At 68.2% G+C, this 17,165-nt stretch carries 20 protein-coding genes and 2 pseudogenes; 9 read left to right on the top strand and 13 right to left on the bottom strand.

The features are described from left to right. A pseudogene (locus tag ACFV2J_RS25600) lies at window positions 1–238 on the bottom strand (gfo/Idh/MocA family oxidoreductase); the annotation flags it as partial. A gap of 89 nt (window positions 239–327) precedes the next feature. Between ACFV2J_RS25600 and ACFV2J_RS25595 the strand changes: the two are divergent. After that, window positions 328–810 carry a hypothetical protein gene (locus tag ACFV2J_RS25595; protein ID WP_385085648.1) on the top strand — a complete coding sequence of 161 codons (483 nt, stop codon included), beginning with the start codon at window positions 328–330 and terminating at the stop codon, window positions 808–810. A gap of 284 nt (window positions 811–1,094) precedes the next feature. Here the strand turns inward: ACFV2J_RS25595 and ACFV2J_RS25590 are convergent, their stop codons facing one another. Further along, on the bottom strand, window positions 1,095–1,400 hold the full coding sequence (locus ACFV2J_RS25590) for a hypothetical protein (protein WP_385440777.1): 306 nt from the start codon (window positions 1,398–1,400) through the stop codon (window positions 1,095–1,097). 1,170 nt (window positions 1,401–2,570) lie between these two features. Between ACFV2J_RS25590 and ACFV2J_RS25585 the strand changes: the two genes are divergently transcribed. After that, window positions 2,571–2,915: a hypothetical protein gene (locus tag ACFV2J_RS25585; protein ID WP_385085646.1), complete on the top strand. Its 345-nt coding sequence runs from the start codon at window positions 2,571–2,573 to the stop codon at window positions 2,913–2,915. 271 nt (window positions 2,916–3,186) lie between these two features. After that, window positions 3,187–3,558, top strand: coding sequence for a GIY-YIG nuclease family protein (locus ACFV2J_RS25580; RefSeq protein WP_385085644.1), 372 nt, complete (start codon window positions 3,187–3,189; stop codon window positions 3,556–3,558). Between the two features lie 277 nt (window positions 3,559–3,835). Here the strand turns inward: ACFV2J_RS25580 and ACFV2J_RS25575 are convergent, their stop codons facing one another. Then, window positions 3,836–3,988, bottom strand: a complete 153-nt coding sequence (locus tag ACFV2J_RS25575) for a hypothetical protein (RefSeq protein WP_385085642.1) — start codon at window positions 3,986–3,988, stop codon at window positions 3,836–3,838. Window positions 3,989–4,201: 213 nt separating this feature from the next. Between ACFV2J_RS25575 and ACFV2J_RS25570 the strand changes: the two genes are divergently transcribed. Further along, entirely contained in the window at window positions 4,202–4,501 is a 300-nt protein-coding gene (locus ACFV2J_RS25570) for a hypothetical protein (protein WP_385085640.1), read from the top strand. 92 nt (window positions 4,502–4,593) lie between these two features. After that, window positions 4,594–4,791: a hypothetical protein gene (locus ACFV2J_RS25565; RefSeq protein WP_385085638.1), complete on the top strand. Its 198-nt coding sequence runs from the start codon at window positions 4,594–4,596 to the stop codon at window positions 4,789–4,791. 601 nt (window positions 4,792–5,392) lie between these two features. On the opposite strand, the gene ACFV2J_RS25560 is transcribed toward ACFV2J_RS25565, so the two are convergent. From ACFV2J_RS25560 to ACFV2J_RS25545, 4 genes and pseudogenes are all read right to left on the bottom strand, one after another. Next, window positions 5,393–5,962 (bottom strand): hypothetical protein, encoded by a 570-nt coding sequence (locus tag ACFV2J_RS25560; RefSeq protein WP_385440770.1) that lies wholly within the window; start codon window positions 5,960–5,962, stop codon window positions 5,393–5,395. A gap of 950 nt (window positions 5,963–6,912) precedes the next feature. Then, window positions 6,913–7,179 carry a hypothetical protein gene (locus ACFV2J_RS25555; RefSeq protein ID WP_385085634.1) on the bottom strand — a complete coding sequence of 89 codons (267 nt, stop codon included), beginning with the start codon at window positions 7,177–7,179 and terminating at the stop codon, window positions 6,913–6,915. 4 nt (window positions 7,180–7,183) lie between these two features. After that, the gene (locus ACFV2J_RS25550) at window positions 7,184–7,495 is read right to left on the bottom strand and encodes a hypothetical protein (protein WP_385085632.1); all 312 of its coding nucleotides are present in this window, start codon (window positions 7,493–7,495) and stop codon (window positions 7,184–7,186) included. Further along, a pseudogene (locus ACFV2J_RS25545) lies at window positions 7,485–7,946 on the bottom strand (hypothetical protein); the annotation flags it as partial. The gene ACFV2J_RS25550 and the pseudogene ACFV2J_RS25545, both read right to left, overlap by 11 nt. Here ACFV2J_RS25545 and ACFV2J_RS25540 point away from each other — a divergent pair. Next, window positions 7,863–8,471, top strand: coding sequence for a hypothetical protein (locus ACFV2J_RS25540; RefSeq protein ID WP_385085630.1), 609 nt, complete (start codon window positions 7,863–7,865; stop codon window positions 8,469–8,471). The pseudogene ACFV2J_RS25545 and the gene ACFV2J_RS25540 overlap by 84 nt on opposite strands. A gap of 217 nt (window positions 8,472–8,688) precedes the next feature. Here the strand turns inward: ACFV2J_RS25540 and ACFV2J_RS25535 are convergent, their stop codons facing one another. From ACFV2J_RS25535 to ACFV2J_RS25510, 6 genes are all read right to left on the bottom strand, one after another. Continuing rightward, window positions 8,689–9,279 (bottom strand): GAF domain-containing protein, encoded by a 591-nt coding sequence (locus ACFV2J_RS25535; RefSeq protein ID WP_385085628.1) that lies wholly within the window; start codon window positions 9,277–9,279, stop codon window positions 8,689–8,691. Window positions 9,280–9,396: 117 nt separating this feature from the next. Then, a complete protein-coding gene (locus tag ACFV2J_RS25530; protein WP_385085626.1) occupies window positions 9,397–9,996 on the bottom strand; it encodes an ATP/GTP-binding protein in 600 nt (199 codons plus the stop codon). Further along, window positions 9,974–10,345, bottom strand: a complete 372-nt coding sequence (locus ACFV2J_RS25525) for a DUF742 domain-containing protein (RefSeq protein ID WP_153287578.1) — start codon at window positions 10,343–10,345, stop codon at window positions 9,974–9,976. The genes ACFV2J_RS25530 and ACFV2J_RS25525 overlap by 23 nt, the downstream gene beginning before the upstream one ends. Before the next feature lie 2 nt (window positions 10,346–10,347). Continuing rightward, on the bottom strand, window positions 10,348–10,782 hold the full coding sequence (locus ACFV2J_RS25520) for a roadblock/LC7 domain-containing protein (protein ID WP_266704356.1): 435 nt from the start codon (window positions 10,780–10,782) through the stop codon (window positions 10,348–10,350). 71 nt (window positions 10,783–10,853) lie between these two features. Next, window positions 10,854–12,938, bottom strand: coding sequence for an ATP-binding protein (locus ACFV2J_RS25515; protein ID WP_385085624.1), 2,085 nt, complete (start codon window positions 12,936–12,938; stop codon window positions 10,854–10,856). Between the two features lie 355 nt (window positions 12,939–13,293). Continuing rightward, complete coding sequence (locus ACFV2J_RS25510) at window positions 13,294–14,556, bottom strand: MBL fold metallo-hydrolase (protein ID WP_385088144.1); 1,263 nt, start codon at window positions 14,554–14,556, stop codon at window positions 13,294–13,296. 473 nt (window positions 14,557–15,029) lie between these two features. On the opposite strand from ACFV2J_RS25510, the gene ACFV2J_RS25505 reads away from it, so the two are divergent. The 3 genes from ACFV2J_RS25505 to ACFV2J_RS25495 all read left to right on the top strand — a co-directional run. Beyond that, entirely contained in the window at window positions 15,030–15,275 is a 246-nt protein-coding gene (locus tag ACFV2J_RS25505; RefSeq protein WP_385088146.1) for a hypothetical protein, read from the top strand. Then, the gene (locus tag ACFV2J_RS25500; protein ID WP_385088148.1) at window positions 15,272–16,474 is read left to right on the top strand and encodes a Glu/Leu/Phe/Val dehydrogenase dimerization domain-containing protein; all 1,203 of its coding nucleotides are present in this window, start codon (window positions 15,272–15,274) and stop codon (window positions 16,472–16,474) included. Before ACFV2J_RS25505 ends, ACFV2J_RS25500 begins: the two co-directional genes overlap by 4 nt. A 200-nt stretch (window positions 16,475–16,674) precedes the next feature. Next, a partial coding sequence (locus tag ACFV2J_RS25495; RefSeq protein WP_385440761.1) for a TetR/AcrR family transcriptional regulator occupies window positions 16,675–17,165 on the top strand: 491 nt, incomplete at its 3' end.

Here is a 17,165-nt window from a genome sequence, read left to right as displayed (position 1 = left end):
CGCCCGCGGTGCCCCCGGGCGGCCCGCCCACCACCGCGACCCCCGCGGGCCCTGCCCCCCCCCGGCGATGGTCGTCCACGGTCCGGACGCCGGGGATGCGGGCGGCGGCGGACTCCCGCAGCAGCGGGTCGTGTTCGGCGAGGACGGTCACGCGCGAGCCCCGGCCGGGGCGGTGTGCGGTGAGCGCGAGGGGACCGCGCAGGCCGAAGCCGAGAACGCCGAGACGCAGATCGGTCATGGGGTGCCTTCCGGGCCGTGTCGGGGTGGCTCGGGCACAGCGTTCCTCCGTAGAAGCGAGGTCAACCCCCTTCGGCGGACGGTTCGGACATGGCGGGCGTCATCTTCGAGAGCACGTCATGCAGGCGGCTTCTGGAGCCGTTATCAGACCTGCATCCCCGTCGGCCTGCCGCCGATCCCCCGATGATGAGTGAGGTCATGATGCGCCGGGTAGGGTCACAGCCGGCTAAAGAGGAGGGGAAGTTGGACCTCGGTGAGGTTGAGAAGGCCGTAGACGACGGTAGAGGCTATGCAGCTGTCAGCGTCAAGACACTTCGTAACGCTGTGGGGGCAGCCCGAGCGAAGAAGAACGTGGTGGCGGAGATCTCTGCTGGCCTACGGGCAGCTGGATTTGGTCATGCACCGTTCGAGATACCGAAACGCCAAGATCGGGTGGTTCTGGTGTACCGCCTCGGTGCCGGCAGCGGTGCTGCGCTGATGGCGATGGTAGAAGCAGCCCACGGTGATGGCGAGCAAGCGAACGGTGCCGCATGGCTTCTCAGCACCATGCTGCCATCGCTCGACGGCCGGTAAGACTTCGCGCAACTTCTGGCATCCACGGCTGATATCAACGAGGCCGGACGGCAGCACACAACGGCGCCCCTCGACTTCCATCGGCCCAACCGCCGACGGCGCCAGGGGCGGGCGCGGACTGAACTCCTAAAGCATCGCAGGTTCGAATCCCCCCGGGGCCAGCAGCAAAAAGGCTCCGGACCGATCACGGTCCGGGGCCTTTGACATCTACCTCTCACACCAAACAGTGCGGCGGACCTCAGCCATCAGATGAGGCCGGCCCCCAACTCTGCTCTCTGCCGAGCCTACTCAGAAACGGGCCCCGGAGTGCGTGAGGTTGGCGACACATACTCCAATATTCCCCAGAGGCTTTCAAACCATTCAGAGTAGTGCTCGAAAATCTTACGAATACTTTTCGATCTCGAGAGGCGTCCCCAACCCAATAGATACAAGCCACCGCCGGCCGGACGAAACGCATAAGGATCCAACACGCGCAATTGCCCTCCATCATGGATGACTTCCACGTCATCGATGCCATACAGGCCAAGTAGTGCAATTTCATCGTTGATTACAAAGAGTTTGAACGCCGGACCCACAGGGGACTCGCGCATCTCGCACTGTACCCTCAGTTGCGGGTTCGTTTGTTGTGCGCGGTCAATCAACTGCCGAAGCCATCGCGCATTACGCTCTTTTATCCCCCTCGCCCTCTCTCGCGCGACCGGAGAATCCTCAAAGCGCTGGGACTGCCTCGGTGAGTCATTCGTGTTTGTTCCCGGGACTAAGCGACTCGGAAGATTCATTGGCGCATCCAAATGAGCTACTGCCACCCGGATCCTAAGAACTTGGTTCTTGGTCCTATTTTCTCCGAGGCTCGTCAAGGCTGGCCGTAGGGCCATTAGAAGAGTTTCCATGGTGAAGCCTGAGAAATCGATTCGCACTTCCTTCGACTCGAAGGCACGCCGTATATAGTCTCGCAATTCCTCCACTTCCGATAGGAGATATACCCCGTCATCGTCAAGGGCGACTCCCGGGTCACTCACGGCATCAAAAATTATGAGAGCAACAAGCGCAACGAAAGAACCCCCAAGGAAATTACTTCTTTTCAGGAAATCCCCCAAAGGGTCTACTACCTCTGCTGCAACTCCCAAAAAAGCCGCGACAGCGAGGGAGGATTTCACGAGGACTGGCTTGACCCTGGTGAGAACACGCCTGAATTCTACGAGCAGTGTTCGATCTCTACCTGAACCTGGCCTGGGCGCGGACATCATCATGGCCCCCGCTATTTCAGCTGATGATTGGCTCCAGTGCATACCTTGCCCCGGCAGTTTCGCAGCATTGGGCACTCCTCGCTAGAGGGCATCACCCCGACGCCCGGGCGGCGGTGAGTAGGGAGCGCAGGTGTAAGGCACCGAGCGCCCCCCTGCGTAGTTCGCTGTGGTACCCCAGCGAAGTACAGCAACCACCACGACCCCAGCCGATCGCCAATGGCCCCCGAAGGTCAACTGGCCAGCCAACGAGATCTCAATGACCACCCAGCCGAGAGTTCGGGACCAAGAGGTCGCATGCCACAGCCGTGCCACATGGGGCGGTCAACCACGGTCAACAGCGGTTCGCCTCAGCTGAGATGCATCGGTGACCTGCGGACCCTCCAAAGCCGGAATGACCTGCGCGCCAGGGCCGTCCCCCACGCCTGCCCTTACAAGGCCGGGCATCTGCTGGCCCCGCGGCTCGGATGCTCGGGGCGGAGATCAACTGTCAGAGCCTGGTGGGAGGGTGTCGTCATGCAGAACGCACTCTTCGACCTGCCGGAGACACCCCCGGAGCATGCCGTGATCGCTCGCTTCCATCTGGGCGGCGACGATTTTGGCAAGCCTGACCAGCAATCGCTTGTCTTTGCAGCCGAGCGATCGGCCGGGGCCGCCGTCAGCGCCGCTGGTGTCGGGGAGGTCGACGGTAATGAGTTTGGCGGCGGTGAGGTTGTGATCTTCGCTTACGGCCCTGATGCAAAGGCTCTGTACCGGGTGATGGAGCCCCACTTGCGCGCGCTCCCGTTTCGACCAGCACACGTCGTCCTGCGCTACGGAGATCCTGACGACGATGTCGCGAGTGAGCGCATCGAGCTTTGAGTACGTTTGCGGTTCTGCGAGTTGGACACGGAAGGCGTCGCGACGACGGAGGATCTCAGTACCCTGCGCTCATCAGTCCGCCGACCTTGGAGGCTTCGTGGGCCATGCCGCTCTCACCGCACCGGATCGGCTGTGGTCGGCACAGGAGGTCTTGTCGCGTCCTAGCCCGGTGCCGGCCGGGGCTGGGGTCTACGGCTGGCACTTCGGCCGAGCGCCTTGTGCGGATCTCGCTGCCGGGCGCCTGCTCTACGTCGGCATAGCCCCGCGCTACATGGCGAACCGGACCAGCACGCAGAACCTGCGCAAGCGCGTGCGCTACCACTACCGGGGCAACGCAGCCGGATCAACGCTTCGCCTCACCCTCGGCTGCCTGCTCGGGATCGAGCTTCGTCGCGTTGGCAGCGGGAAGCGCATGACCTTCGGCAAGGCCGGGGAAGCTGTCCTCAGCCAGTGGATGGCAGAGAACGCCCGAGTGTGCTGGATCGAGCACGACGAACCGTGGACCCTGGAGTCGGAACTCATCTCTCAACTCGACCTGCCGCTGAACCTCGACCAGAACCGCCACAACCCGTTCCACAACCGCCTCAAGGAACTGAGATCCCAAGCTCGCCAGCGGGCACGAGAGTCGGCTGTCAGCGCATAGACCGTCCGCCGCTCTGACATCACCAACTGACATCAACTACGGCGAACGATGGCGCACGACGGGGGCTGGAGCCGGATGTGCGAGTGACCGGCGGGCCTCGTTCCGGCACTTCGCATCGCGCAGCGATCGAACTTACAAGGCGGATGTCGGCGGTTCGAAGCCACTCGCGCCCAGTAGCCTGAAGGCACGGCGAAGGCCCAGGCCAGCCAGTGTGGGCCCGGAAGGCTGGGCCTTCATGCCTCGACGACTCTGCGGTGGAGAGTTCGGCACGAAGAGGTCAGGCATCCGTGTCTTCTGGACCGACGTCACGGAAGACGTTTCTGTAGTCACCGATCCGAACAAGGTTGTCGACGACATCGACCATCCCGGGGATGCCTCTGTCGCGGACGATCAGTCCGTCCCAGGTGTAGAAGAACTTGCCCCAAGGCATTCGCCGGTCTGCTGCCAACGGTCCATGAGGCGATGGGCGACATCCAGGGTGTGGATCGTCCCCGACCAGCGTTGCCCGTTGTTGAAGGTCTCCAGCAACTCCTCAGCGGCCAACTGTAGTGCGGGAATACCAGAGGCCACCTCCAGACCCCTTCACACCGTCCCCATTGGCCGGGACGATGAATCTTCCATCTGAACGACCTTGGGGGGATCTATGGGGTTCATCAACGAGGCCATGTCGCGCGGCGCCGAGTTCATCAAGAACGTCAAGGTGCAAGGCGCCGCAGACGAAGCGCGTAAGGCCCACGCCGAAGGCCGCTCCGTCCTCGTGTACAAGATCATCGAGGCGGGCGGGGGCAGCCATGACTTCACTGGACCGATGACCGGCGTAGGAGAGCAGATCGAAGCCATCGAAGCCGAAGGGTGGGCCTTGGCCGACATGGCGACTGCCCAGAGCAAAACCCTTAGTGGCGACGAACGTGCCGGGCTCGTCTGCGTGTTCCGCCGCCGCTAACACCTGTCGATCGGCGGGGACCCGCGACAGGCCCCATTGCGCCGCCCCGTCAGAACGGGACCCTCCCCGATCTATCCAAGGAAGGAGATGGCATGAGTGACGTATACGTGCTTCAGCGAGGAGACCGCTACCACCTCTACGAGGACTGCGCGGACATCAGCTCCGGACAACTGGGGAACACTGTCCAGGGAGTCGGGACGTACAGCATCATGTCAGTGCCTCTCGACCAGGCGGAAGCGCTGAAAAGGACCCTCTGCCGAACGTGCCGCAGGACCGCACTACGCCCGTAGCTGCGCGCCCCCCAGATGCAGAAAGCACCTAAGCTTCCCAAGCTGATGGCGTTCTTCCCGGGGCTGCGCCATCATCGGACTCATGTCCGAGTTCGTGTGGCCTCTGGAGCTTCCACCACCTGAGGAAGTTCGTCAGTCTTGGCCCAAGACCGTGGCAGCTCTCCCCGTCGACACCCGCATCACGGGGCGAGTTGTCGGGCGACAGAGGTTCGGTGTCTTCGTCCAGATCGAGGGCCACGCCGACGCTGTCGGCCTCGCAGAGGTCGGAGGGAACATGCCCCACCACATGGAGTTGCCTCAGCTTGGAGCTGAAGTCGGCGGGTGGGTCGACCACGCAGGTCACAACCACCAGGTCAAGATCAGGCTTGACGAGTGGACGGCTGGTCCGACAGGTTGCCAAGTGAGTGTCCAACTGCGTGACAACGCCGATGTACACCGGCGGACGAGCACGGACGCCAGCGGACCAGCAGCGCAGGTGACGAGCACGCCAGCCCAAGGCACAGGCCCCAACCAAGTTGCTTCGGGACGAAGAGGTCATACGTCAAAACCCGCCAACCCGACAGTAAACTACCAGGCGTAGAAGTGCTGGGCTCCACGAATTTTAACGCCGGTCATCCTTCATCGCTGAACGAATGCGCTGCCGCCCCGAGCTGCGGATAGTGGCTTCGAACTGCGGGTAGTCATTGCCGTCAATGACGCACCTGGTAGTGCCTATTTTCCCGTACAGTCGGTCGAATTCGCGCTGGAATGCAGGCTCAGAGACAATCAGGACGTGAACTATCTCCGCCAAGTCATCAATTATCTCACCCCTGCGTGAGATGGCGAGATAATTCATCGGATCTGCAGCTCGCCCCTTGAATTGCGTCTCAAGATTATTGAGCTCCCAAATCCACTGGCCGTGCGCGGTCTTATTTCGACCTTCAATGATCGGCTTGAGGTCCTCATCGAGCATTTCGGTAATAATCGCGTGACGTGAAATTACTTTCGGATCCGCGCCTGAATCTCGAATTTCCAGATGCACTGGAACTGCATATTGTCGACGAAAAGCAAAATCAACAGCTGACTTCCATCGCTCGATTTGAGACTTCGAGCTTGCGATCAGTTTACGCTCGCGCTCATTAAAGCCCTGGGGGTCGTGGATAATCTTCCTAAGTCGAGCTTCGGCGATCATTCCGACCATCAAAGAATGCATTCGCCCAGAAAAGGCGACCCCGGGCGCATCTCCCTGCCTAATCATCTGTTTGTGTATGCGCTCGGCTTGCCGGAGGCCCGAGATCAGAACGCTGAGGTTCTGAGAATGCTTACGAAATGGGTGATCTGCCGGAAGTTTTGGATACCCAGCTTGACCGTTCTGCATGCGAAGCGTTCCCGACCTCTCGACTCACGGGCACCGAGACCAACAGAGTTGAGGCTGTTGATCCTGGTGCCCGGGAGTCGAACCCGGTGGACTCTGCACGAGACAGAGCGCGCTCCGTGCGCCCACACCCGAGCGAATTTTAGCAGGACCGTGCGGATCGGTCGGCCACATTGCAGTTCTCGACCCTGGAAGGCGTTGCTACCACGCAACGCCAGCACAAGAGTTGCCGGAGCAGTCACGCTGGCGTCTCGACAACGCCACCCAACACCTTTCGAGTCAGCCCCGCCGCATACCCGCCTCTCCGACCATGATCGTGTTGTGCGCACCACAAGCGCATCAGATCGAGCGGGGAACCAGGGTGAAAGCCACCGAGGCCGGCGAGGCCACCCATGGGCCGTCCGACCAAGTCAGCGGCCGAACCACCCCTAAATGCCCGCAGCTTGCCAAGTTGATGTTCTGCTCCCCCGGAGTCCGACATGTGACCCGCATCCATCCTCGGAGCGTGGTGGGTCTGCCGTTCGTCCGGGCTGCGCCGCTGGGGCGCCGGTCCCGGCCGAGCGGCAGACCACAGACAACAGGACTCGCGGACACCAGAAGGCTCCGCACATCGTTCACCGGGGAACGATGACACACGGGGCCGGTCCGGCCTATCGCGGAAGCATGCCCGGACCGCGACCGGCCGGTGTTTCTCAGGTCGAGCCGTCAGGCAGCCGACGAGTTGTAACCGGGGCTTCCCACCTCTCGCTCAACGCCTCGGCGTCCATCTACAGCTCCGCCGCGAGGCCCGACACGATCAGTTCCGCCAGGATCAGGGCCGCTTCAGGCCGTACAGTGCCGAGACGTACCAGGCCGTCGCCCGAGACGTTCACGTCGGCCATGAGGCCGGGGAAGTCCGGCTCCAGACCCAGGGCGGTCAGTCGTGCGGCCAGCTGGTCAGCACCGCGTCGAGCCTGCGCCCAGCCCCGGACGTACGGCCCGCCAGGCATCAGGTTTTCAGCCCGGTTGGCGACGACTCCCCATCGGTCGGTCATCACGTCAGTCCTCTCCTACGCGGTGTTCAGAAGCTCGGTCGCCGCTCTCTTCAAGTCGCCGCGGCCCGGCGGAAAGCGCCAGTCGCAGCAGTTCCGCCAGGCGTTCCACGGTGGCCGGTGAGACGCGGCCCAGCTCGACCAGGCCATGCCCGAACGTGTTCAAGTCGGATTGCAGGTACGGGGAGTCCTTCTCCAGGCCAGCGCGGAGCAGAGCGTCCCGAAGAGCCGTCGTGGCGTTACGCGCGGCGCACCAGTCGTCGGTGTCCAGGGGCGACCAGATGGCGGCGTCATGCCGGTGGGTGGGGTCATCCCGCATCGTTCGGAGTCCCCTCGAAGGTGGGGAGGGCGAGTGCAGCCGCAGACGGGTAGTGCTCGCCGTACCGGTCCACACGAGCGACCAGTTCTGCGGAGGCAACCAACATGGTGGCCAGTGCGACCGGCCGCAGAGGATTGGCGATGGGACGCCGAGTCGGCGCCCGGAGCCACTGGTAGCGGTCACCGCTCATCGGCATGGGCCCCGAGACAACGACCACCGAGCCGTGACCCAGATATCGGTACGTGGGTGGCGTGCCATCTTCCTGGGCGAGGTGGTGAACGAAGGTCTCCGGGCTCCGCGAGCCGAGGAAGAAGCCCACGCGTCGGGCCTCGTTGTCGAGCACCACCGGGCCGAACGGCATTCCCCGGTGCAGAAGTTGGTCAAAGGTCTCCATGCCGACCCGTCGTTCGACCGTCACCACGTCGAAAAGGCGGCCAGCCTCCAGCGCGTTCGGTGCCCGCGGGTCGTCCGCCCAGGTCGCACGGCAACTGGCCGGATCGTCTGCTGCCGCAGAGAGCTATTCGACGCCTCTCGTGGTCATCCTCTGCAGGTTGAACTGCACCAGCAGCGCCGACACCTGCGCCACCGACGTGGAGAACCGACTGGCCTCCCTCGACAGCCAGTTCAGCTCGTACTCCACCGACGACAGCCAGATCTACGTCGACCAGCAGCCGATCACCCAGAACTCCAACATCACCGTCTATCTCGCCACCATCACGCCGTTCACCGCCGCCCACCCGGCACCGCGGCCCAGGAGGCAGCCCGCGAGCAGGTCAACACCTACCTACTCGACAATTACCCAGGCGGGCTCATCGACTTCGCCGCGGCGGTCTCCACCGACGGCACCGCCACATCCTCGACCGTCAAGGCCGCCGACCTATCGGACGACAACCCGTCCGACGCGTACTACGCCGACCTCGCCGCCCGATACGTCGACGACGTCGACTCCGGCGCACTCGTCCACCCGCCCAACTGACCCCAGTACCGGAACCAGGCCCCGCTGCTCCCACCAGGTGCAGCGGCGCCTGGCCCGCACGTGTGGACCCGCACCGGTGTCCGCAGTTCCCCAAGGCGACTGCACGGCCAACTCCATTACCAAGCAGCCGAGATGACGCCCGGCGAGACCCAACCGTCATTCGCGCTGCGCTGCGCTGCGCGGAAGGCCGCGCGGGAAACGCCCGCGCCGGACGGCCTCAGAACCCGGCGCCCCTCTCCCGCCGCTCGAGCTGCTCGACCAGTTCCGCCGCCATCGTCTTGATGGTCTCCAGGCCCGCTCTGCCCCACGGCCGCGGTTCGAGGTCGACGACGCAGACGGTGCCGAGGGCGATGCCCGTGCGGTCGATGAGCGGGGCGCCGAGGTAGGAGCGGACCCCGATCTCGTCGACGACCGGGTTGCCGGCGAAACGGGGGTAGTCGCAGACGTCCTCCAGCACCAGCGCCTTGCGACGGACCACGACATGGGGGCAGAACCCATAGTCGCGGGTCATATAGCGGCCCACGCCGTGCTGGGTGCCGTCCGCGGGGGCCGGGACCGGCAGGGTGGCCGAGACGTGGCCGTCCGGGGTGTGCAGGCCCGCGAAGAACTGCCGGTTCTCGTCGATGAAGTTGACCATCGAGTACGGCACCGCGGCGACGTCGGCGAGCCGGTCCGCGAAGGCGTCGAAGGCGGGCTCGGTGTGCTCCCCCAGGCCGAGCCGGCGCAGTCGCCGGACCCGCGCGGGGGCGTCCTTGTCCTCCGGGGTCAGCAGCAGGCGGCCGGCCGGGCGCGGTGGGTCGTAGCTCATGGACGGACTCCGTGGTGGGGGCCGGGTGTCATGGGTGGGCTCCGTCGTCGGGAACGTGGGTCATGTGCGGGCTCCTCCGCCCGCCGCGTACGTCGCCAGGCTCGGTACGTCGGTACGTCACCGGTGGGCTCCATGGGTGGGAGCGTGCGCCGGTGCGTGGGCGAGGAGGTGGCGCACCAGGGTGAGCAGGGTCTGCACGCCCGAACTGGAGATCCGGGCGTCGCAGCGCACGATGGGGATCTCGGGGTCGAGGTCGATGGCCGCCCGTACCTCCGCGGGGTCGTAGCGGAAGGCACCGTCGAACTCGTTGACGGCGACGATGAAGCCGAGACCGCGCTGCTCGAAGAAGTCGACGGCCGCGAAGCAGTCCTCGAGACGCCGGGTGTCGGCGAGGATCACCGCGCCGAGGGCGCCCTCGGACAGCTCGTCCCACATGAACCAGAACCGCTCCTGCCCGGGTGTGCCGAAGAGGTAGAGCACATGTTCCGGGTCGAGGGTGATGCGGCCGAAGTCCATCGCCACCGTGGTCTCGACCTTGTTCTCGACGCCGTCGAGATTGTCGGTCGCGGCACTGACCGTGGTGAGCAGCTCCTCCGTGCTGAGCGGCGCGATCTCGCTCACCGCGCCCACGAAGGTCGTCTTGCCGACCCCGAATCCTCCCGCCACCAGGATCTTCAGTGCGGTGGGGAAGGGGTCAGAGCTGTCGTCGTAGTCCATCGAGCACTGCCTCCAGAAGAGACCGGTCAGTGGGGTTGTGGTGGAACTCGGGGGGTTTGGTGGTCAGCGCCCCGCAGTCGACGAGGTCGGACAGCAGCACCTTGGTGACCGCCGCCGGCAGTTTGAGCTGGGCGGCGATCTCCGCGACCGACACGGGCGCCCGGCACAGTTCGAGCGCCTGGGTGTGCTCGGGGCCGAGGTAGCCGAGGGGTGTGGCGCCGGTGACCATGACCTGTGACAGCAGGTCGAGCGCGGTGGTCGGACGGGTCCGGCCGTTGCTGACCGTGTAGGGACGCACCAGCCGCCCGGCCGCGTCGTCGAGCCAGGGCCCGTCGCCGGCCGCGGCCACCCTCAAGGCCTCATCGCCGTGGGGCCGACGGCGGCCTGCCTGGGCGCGGTCATCAGATACGGGCGGACGCTCTTGACGAGCATCGCCATCTCGTAGCCGAGCACCGCCGCGTCGGCCTCGCGTCCGGCGAGCACCGCGAGACAGGTGCCGGAGCCCGCGGTCGAGACGAACAGCAGGGTCGAGTCGAGTTCGACGACGACCTGGCGCACGTCGCCGCCGTCGCCGAAGCGGGCGCCCGCGCTGCGGCCGAGCGAGTACAGGCCGGAGGCCAGGGCCGCCATGTGGTCGGCACTGTCCGGGTCGAGGCCGTGGACGGACTTCACGAGCCCGTCGCAGGAGAGGAGTACCGCGCTGGTGGTGTGCGGCACGCGCTGTACGAGGCCGCTCATCAGCCAGTCGAGATCGGATGCATGGCCGGTCGGCACGTCGCTCGCCATGGTGGATCGACTCCTTGGGGTACGAAGGTCTGCGGGAGCGCAGGTGGGGGTGGGCGTGCTCAGGAGGCTGGTCATCCGGCCGATGCGCTCCCGTCGTGCCGGGCCGTGACGTCGTGTCCGGGCAGGGGGACGGCGTCACGCGTCCCCTGCGCGTCGGGTGGGGCGGGCGCGGGCGGGGTGTGCGGGTCGGGCGCCTGCGAGGTGTGCGGGTCGGCCATGTGCGCCGTGCCCATGGGATCTCCGGCCGTTCGGACGGCGCCCAGGGGTGGTACGTCCAGGTGGCCTTCCAGGTGGGGTGAGCGGGGGGACGGCTGGTCGACGCGGATCACCCGCAGGGGTGGCAGCGCGTCCAAGGGCCCGGGGTCCGAGTGCCTGGAGTCCGGATGCCCGGGGTCCGGATGTCCCGGGTCCGGGTGCGGCCGATCGGTGGGGACCTCGGTCTGCGCGGACTCCGCCAGTCCGATCCCGCGCTGGAACGCCGCCATCAGCCCGGGATCGTGACCGACGACGTGCTCCGAGTCCTGGCGGGGCAGGGGCCCGTCGCGCAGCTGGGGCGCGATGTGCTCCTGGGCGCGCCGGCGGGGCAGTTGGGGCCTCGCCATGGTGCCCCGGACCACGCCGTTGCGCGGGGTGGGGGGCGTCTGCGCGTTCTCCGCCACGATGTGCCGGTCGTCGGGACGGATGCCGGGCACGGCCTCCGCCGGATTGGGCCGCTGGGCGCGGGCGCCGCGCAGCGGGAGCGGCGCGGGCCCGCCGCCCATGTCGTCGCGGCGCGGTGCGGTGGGCTCCGCCTGGTCCCGGCGCGACTGGCGCGGCACGGGCGCCGCCGTCGCGCCCGTGGACGACGGGGGGACCGCCTGTCCGGCCGGTGGCCCCGCGGGAGGGAGCGCACCGGCGCCCGCCGTCTCGCGGCGCTGCCCCTGCGCGAGGTGCCCCGGGGTGCCCGGCTGCGCGCCCAACAGCTCCTGCGGCACCACGAGTACGGCCTGGACGCCGCCGTAGATGTTGGCCTGGAGCCGGACGTGGATGCCGTGTCGCCGGGCGAGCTGCGACACCACGAAGAGGCCGATCCGGCCGTCCTGGAGAAGGCTCGCGACGTTGACCTGATCGGGGTCGGTGAGCAGCGCGTTCATCTTGTCCTGCTCACCCGTCGGCATGCCCAGGCCGCGGTCCTCGACCTCGACCGCGAGTCCGGAGGTGACGAGGTTGACGCGCAGCAGCACTTGGGTGTGCGGGGCGGAGAACACCGTGGCGTTCTCGACCAGTTCGGCCAGCAGATGGATGACGTCGGCGACGGCGTGACCGCGCAGGGTGCCGTCGATCGGAGGCACCAGTTTGACCCGCGAGTACTGCTCGACCTCGGCGATCGCCGACCGCAGCACCTCGGTCATGGAGACGGGGTTGCTCCACTGGCGTCGGGAGACGGCGCCGCCGAGGACGGCGAGGTTCTCGGCGTGCCGCCGGATGCGGGTGGCGAGGTGGTCGACGTGGAAGAGGCCCTTGAGCAGGTCCGGGTCCTCGATCTCGTTCTCCAGCTCGTCGAGGATCGAGATCTCGCGGTGCACGAGCGACTGAAGGCGTCGTGCCAGGTTGACGAAGACCTCGACCTTCTGCTCGCTGCCGGCCCGGCTGGAGAGCTGCGCGGCCTGCACGACGGCGGTGACGGCGCCGTCGTGCGCCCGGGAGAGGTCGGCGGCGAGCAGTTCGAAGTCGTCGGCGTCCGGGAGGGGCCGGCGGCCCGGTGCGCGCGGGGACGGGGTCTCGCCGCGGCGCAGGCCCTCGACGACGGCGCGCAGGTCCGCCTCCGTACGCGCGCTGGTGCGGCGTATCGCGCCGAGGCGGTCCCGGACGGACCTGGCCGCCCGGTCGGCGGCGACGGCGGCGACGAGGATGCCCGCGAGGGCCACCCCGAAGGCGCCGGCGAGGACCGCCCAGAGGGCCGCGCCCGGCCGCGCGCCGGTGGAGCGCACGGTGAACAGGACGGCCGCGCACGCGCTGAGGGCCACCGCGGTGGGCGGCAGGACCGCCATCCGCAGGAGCTGGGGGCGGAGGTGGGTCTCGGGCTGCGAGGGGGCGGCGGCACGGACGGCCGGCCTGCCGTGCCGCGCGCCCTCACGGCGGTCTGCGCGGGCGGCCGGTGCGCGAAGGTGAGACATCTGCGTCCTCGTACTGGGCGTCGGGGGCACTCGGGCTCCCGCGGGTCTGCGCGACTCGGGCGTGCGCCATCGCGGTGCCGGTCGAGAGAGCCGAAAAAAACGGCCCCGCGTCGCCCGACGGCAACTGACAGTAGTCGGCAACGCGACAGGTGCGGTGGGCAGTTGACAAAGTCCCCCGGCCGACGTCCCGCTCTGGTATGAGGCCTCGCACGGCAGACCGATATCACCGTCGGACACGTGTTCCCCGAAGACCCCGTTCCGATCAGGGCTGGTCAGAAGCGGTCATGAAAAAACGGCGAGAGCCGGGGAGCGCGACGCTCCCCGGCCCTCGCCGTAGGTCGGACTGTCAGGAAAGTCAGCCGGCGGGCACCGTCTCCGGCTCTCCGGTGTCCTCCGCGGCTCCGCCCCCGGCGTCACCCGGTGTGTCGGAGCCCGCCCCGCCCGGCGCCGCCGCACCGGAGGCCGGGCCCGTCACGTCGGGCCTCTCGACCGCGGGCCAGCCCCCCTTGGGCGGCACGGCGACCGCACGCCACCAGGGGTCGGTGGGGACGGTCTCGGAGGTGGGCTCGAAGGGCTCGCCGGGGTGCGGCAGCGCGATACGCGCGCCGACCGCGTGCGCGGCCGCTATGGTCCCCTCGCCGGGTTCCACCCACGGGTGCGTCGCCAGGTTGAACGTGGCCCAGTGGATCGGCATCATCACACCGCCGGGCCGGCCGCCCTGAAGGTCCAGGTGGGCGCGCATGCCCTCTTCGGGCGTCATGTGGATCTCGGGCCAGAACTCGCTGTACGCGCCGATCTGGATCATCGTGGCGTCGAACGGGCCGTGCTCGGCGCCGATGTCCTTGAAACCCTCGAAATAGCCGGTGTCCCCGCTGTGGTAGATCCGGTGTTCGTCACCCGCCACCGCCCAGGACGCCCACAGCGTGTGCTGAGTGTTGCGCAGGCCCCGGCCGCAGAAGTGCCGGGCCGGGGTGGCGGTGAGGGAGATGCCGCCGACCTTCGTGGTCTCGTTCCAGTCCAGCTCGCGCAGGCGGTCCGGGGAGACACCCCAGTGCTCCAGGTGGGCACCGACGCCGAGCGGCACCGCGAACACCGTGTCCGTGCCGGCGAGGGCCTTGATGGTGGGCAGGTCCAGGTGGTCGTAGTGGTCGTGCGAGATGACGACGACGTCGACCGGGCCCAGCGCGGCCAGCGGCAGCGGTACCGGGTGCAGCCGCTTGGGTCCGGCGAAGGCGAAGGGAGAACAGCGCTCGCCCCAGACCGGGTCGAACAGCACACGGTGCCCGTCGATCTCCGCCAGCACGCTGGAGTGCCCCATCCAGGTGAGCCGCAATCCGCTCGTCGCGGGCCTGGCGAGGTCGGCGACCGTCGTGGCGTGCACCGGCACCGTGCCCGCGGGGGCGCGGTGGACGCGCTCCTCCTTGCGGAAGAAGACCTTCGCCAGCTCGATCATGGAGGCGTCGGGGCGGGTCCGCGCGCTCACCGGGTTCTGGAAGACCCCGTCCGCGAAATTCGGTGATCTGCGGATGCGCTCCAAGCGCTCACCGCCCGGGTCCGCGCCGAAGGCGGCGGGCTGCAGCGCGCGGAGCCCGGAGCTCAACGTACGGAAACCGGTCACGGTACCTCCAATGGAGTCGGTCAGGCCTCCCATTATGGTCGGCCCCTCGGACAGCGCCGGGTCGGCGGTGTCACGGCGCGGTGTCCCCGGCACACGCACCGCGAGGACGAGGTCCCCGCGCCCGCGCCGCCGGACGGTACGCCCCAAGGAGCCTGGGCCCGTATGTCGCAACCCCGCGGACCTCTCTCTTCTTCCGGCTGGGCGGGCGGAATTCCGGGACACCGGGACCCGCCCGGCCCGGCGTGCCCCACCGCGGTGCCGCCGCCCGCCGCCGGCACCGTCGCGTCCAGCGGATTGACACCGCCCGGACACGCTTCCGATACTGACTGGCGATTCAGTAAAAGGCTCCGGTGGAGGCGTTCGCGCCGGCCCGTCCGCGCCGGAAGGGACGAAGGGTGCCGAGGTACTCACCGGAGGGGGCCGTTCCCGAGCGCCGCCCTCTCCCGCCCGGGGTCTGCCTGCACACTGAGGCGGTGCAGAAGTGGCTGGCGGGTCGCGAGGTGACCGTCGCCGTGGGTACCGGGCCGGCCGGGTGCGATCTCCGGTCACCGCCGGCCGCCCCCGGCGTCCCGCCCGTCCGGCCCGGTCCCGCTCCGGACCGGGCGGACCCCGGACCGCCCACGGACGGCGCATGCGTCGACGAACCGGCCCGCGCCCTCACCGAGGGACAGCGTGCCTCCGGCCCCACCCTGATCGCCGTCCCCGAGGAGACCCCATGACCGCGCCTTCGAACGCGTCCCCGACCGCGCCCCTGATCACACTCACCTGGACCGACCACGTCACCGGCCGCCCCGGCTTCCTGGTGGTCGACCGTCTGGTGCGGGGTGTCTCCAGCGGTGGGCTGCGGATGCGCGAGGGCTGCACCCTGGACGAGGTCGCAGGACTGGCCCGGGGCATGACGATGAAGGAGGCCCTGCACTACAACCCGGAGGGCCGCTACATCCCGCTGGGCGGCGCCAAGGGCGGCATCGACTGCGACCCCCAGGACCCTGGGGCGTACGGACTCCTGGTGCGCTACCTGCGTGCCATGCGCCCGTACATCGAGAACTTCTGGACCACGGGCGAGGATCTCGGGCTCACCCAGGACCTGGTCGACCGGGCCGCCACCGAGGCGGGGCTCGTCTCGTCCATCCAGGCGGTGTACCCGCTGCTCGACGACGAGGAGAGCGCGCGGAGGCGACTCGCGGACGCCTTCGCGGTCGAGGTGGACGGGATCGGGCTCGACGAACTGGTCGGCGGCTGCGGTGTCGCCGAGTCGGTGCTCGCGGCCCTGGACCGCGCCGGGGCCGCGTACCCCGGAACGCGCGTCGCCGTACAGGGGCTGGGCACCATGGGCGGAGCCACGGCGCGTTTCCTGGCGCGTGCCGGTCTCACCGTCGTGGCCGTCGCCGACGTCAAGGGCACGATCGAGAACCAGGACGGACTCGACGTCGACGCCCTGCTCGCGGCGCGAGACGCCTACGGGACGGTGGACCGCGCGGCGCTGCGCCCGGCCGACCGCGAACTCCCCGCCGACGCCTGGCTGTCGGCCGGCGCGGACGTCCTGGTACCCGCGGCGGTCTCGTACGCGATCGACACCACGAACCAGGCCCGGATCACCGCCCGTTGGATCGTGGAGGCGGCCAACATGCCCGTCCTGCCCGAGGCGGAGGACCTGCTCGCCGCGCGGGGGGTCCTCGTGCTGCCCGATGTCGTCGTCAACTCCGGTACGAACGCCTGGTGGTGGTGGACGCTCTTCGGCGACATCGGCGCGGACGCCGACGAGGCGTTCGCGTACACCCGGCGCTCCATGCGCGGTCTGATCGACCGGATGCTGGCCCGCGCGGAGGCCGACGGGACGACGCCCAGGGCCGCCGCGCACGCCATCGTCGCCGACCGGCTGCCGGTGATCGCCGAACGGTTCGGGTGGTACCGCTGACCCGCAACTGGGCTCACGGGCCGGACTGCCGCGCCGGGCGTCCGCGCCGGGTCCCCGCCGAAGCCCTCGTGCCTCCCGCCCAAGTGGCCTACCCATAGCGGGAGTTCGTGGCGCCCGGGGAAGACGGGTCGTGTCCGGATCGGGCACCGTGTCGGCCACTGGTTCGCCGCCCGGCCCGGGTGAGGCACTAGGGTTACCGCGTGGCAAGGGTGCGGTTGAGCGTGGCGGAGCGGCGTCAGGAGTTGCTGAGGGCTGCCATCGGACAGATCGAGGCGCGGGGCGTGGCGGCGGTACGGATCGCCGACGTCGCCTCGGCGCTCGGCGTGAGCAACGCGTTGGTGCTGTACCACTTCTCCACCAAGGAGAAGCTGGTCGCCGCCGCGTTCACCCACGCCGCCGAGGACGACCTCGCCCATCTGCGCAAGCTGCTCGGCCGTCGTACCTCCGCGCTGCGACGGCTGCGCTCCGCCGTCCGCTGGTACGCGCCGACCGGCCAGGCCAAGGGCTGGCGGCTGTGGATCGAGGGCTGGGGCGCGGCGCTGCGCGAGCCCGCGCTGCGGGAGGTCACGCGTGATCTCGACACGCAGTGGAAGGGCCGCGGAACCCCCCGCTTAGGGGGGGGAGGGGGGCGCGGGGGGAGGAGGGGGACGCCCCCCACCCGCGCCCCCAGCACGCCGAAAGCGGCGGGACC

Source organism: Streptomyces sp. NPDC059668 (assembly GCF_042734135.1).
Taxonomy (GTDB): Bacteria; Actinomycetota; Actinomycetes; order Streptomycetales; family Streptomycetaceae; genus Streptomyces.
The sequence above is the reverse complement of the archived record's forward strand: the minus strand, read 5'-3'. Positions and strand labels throughout refer to the sequence as shown.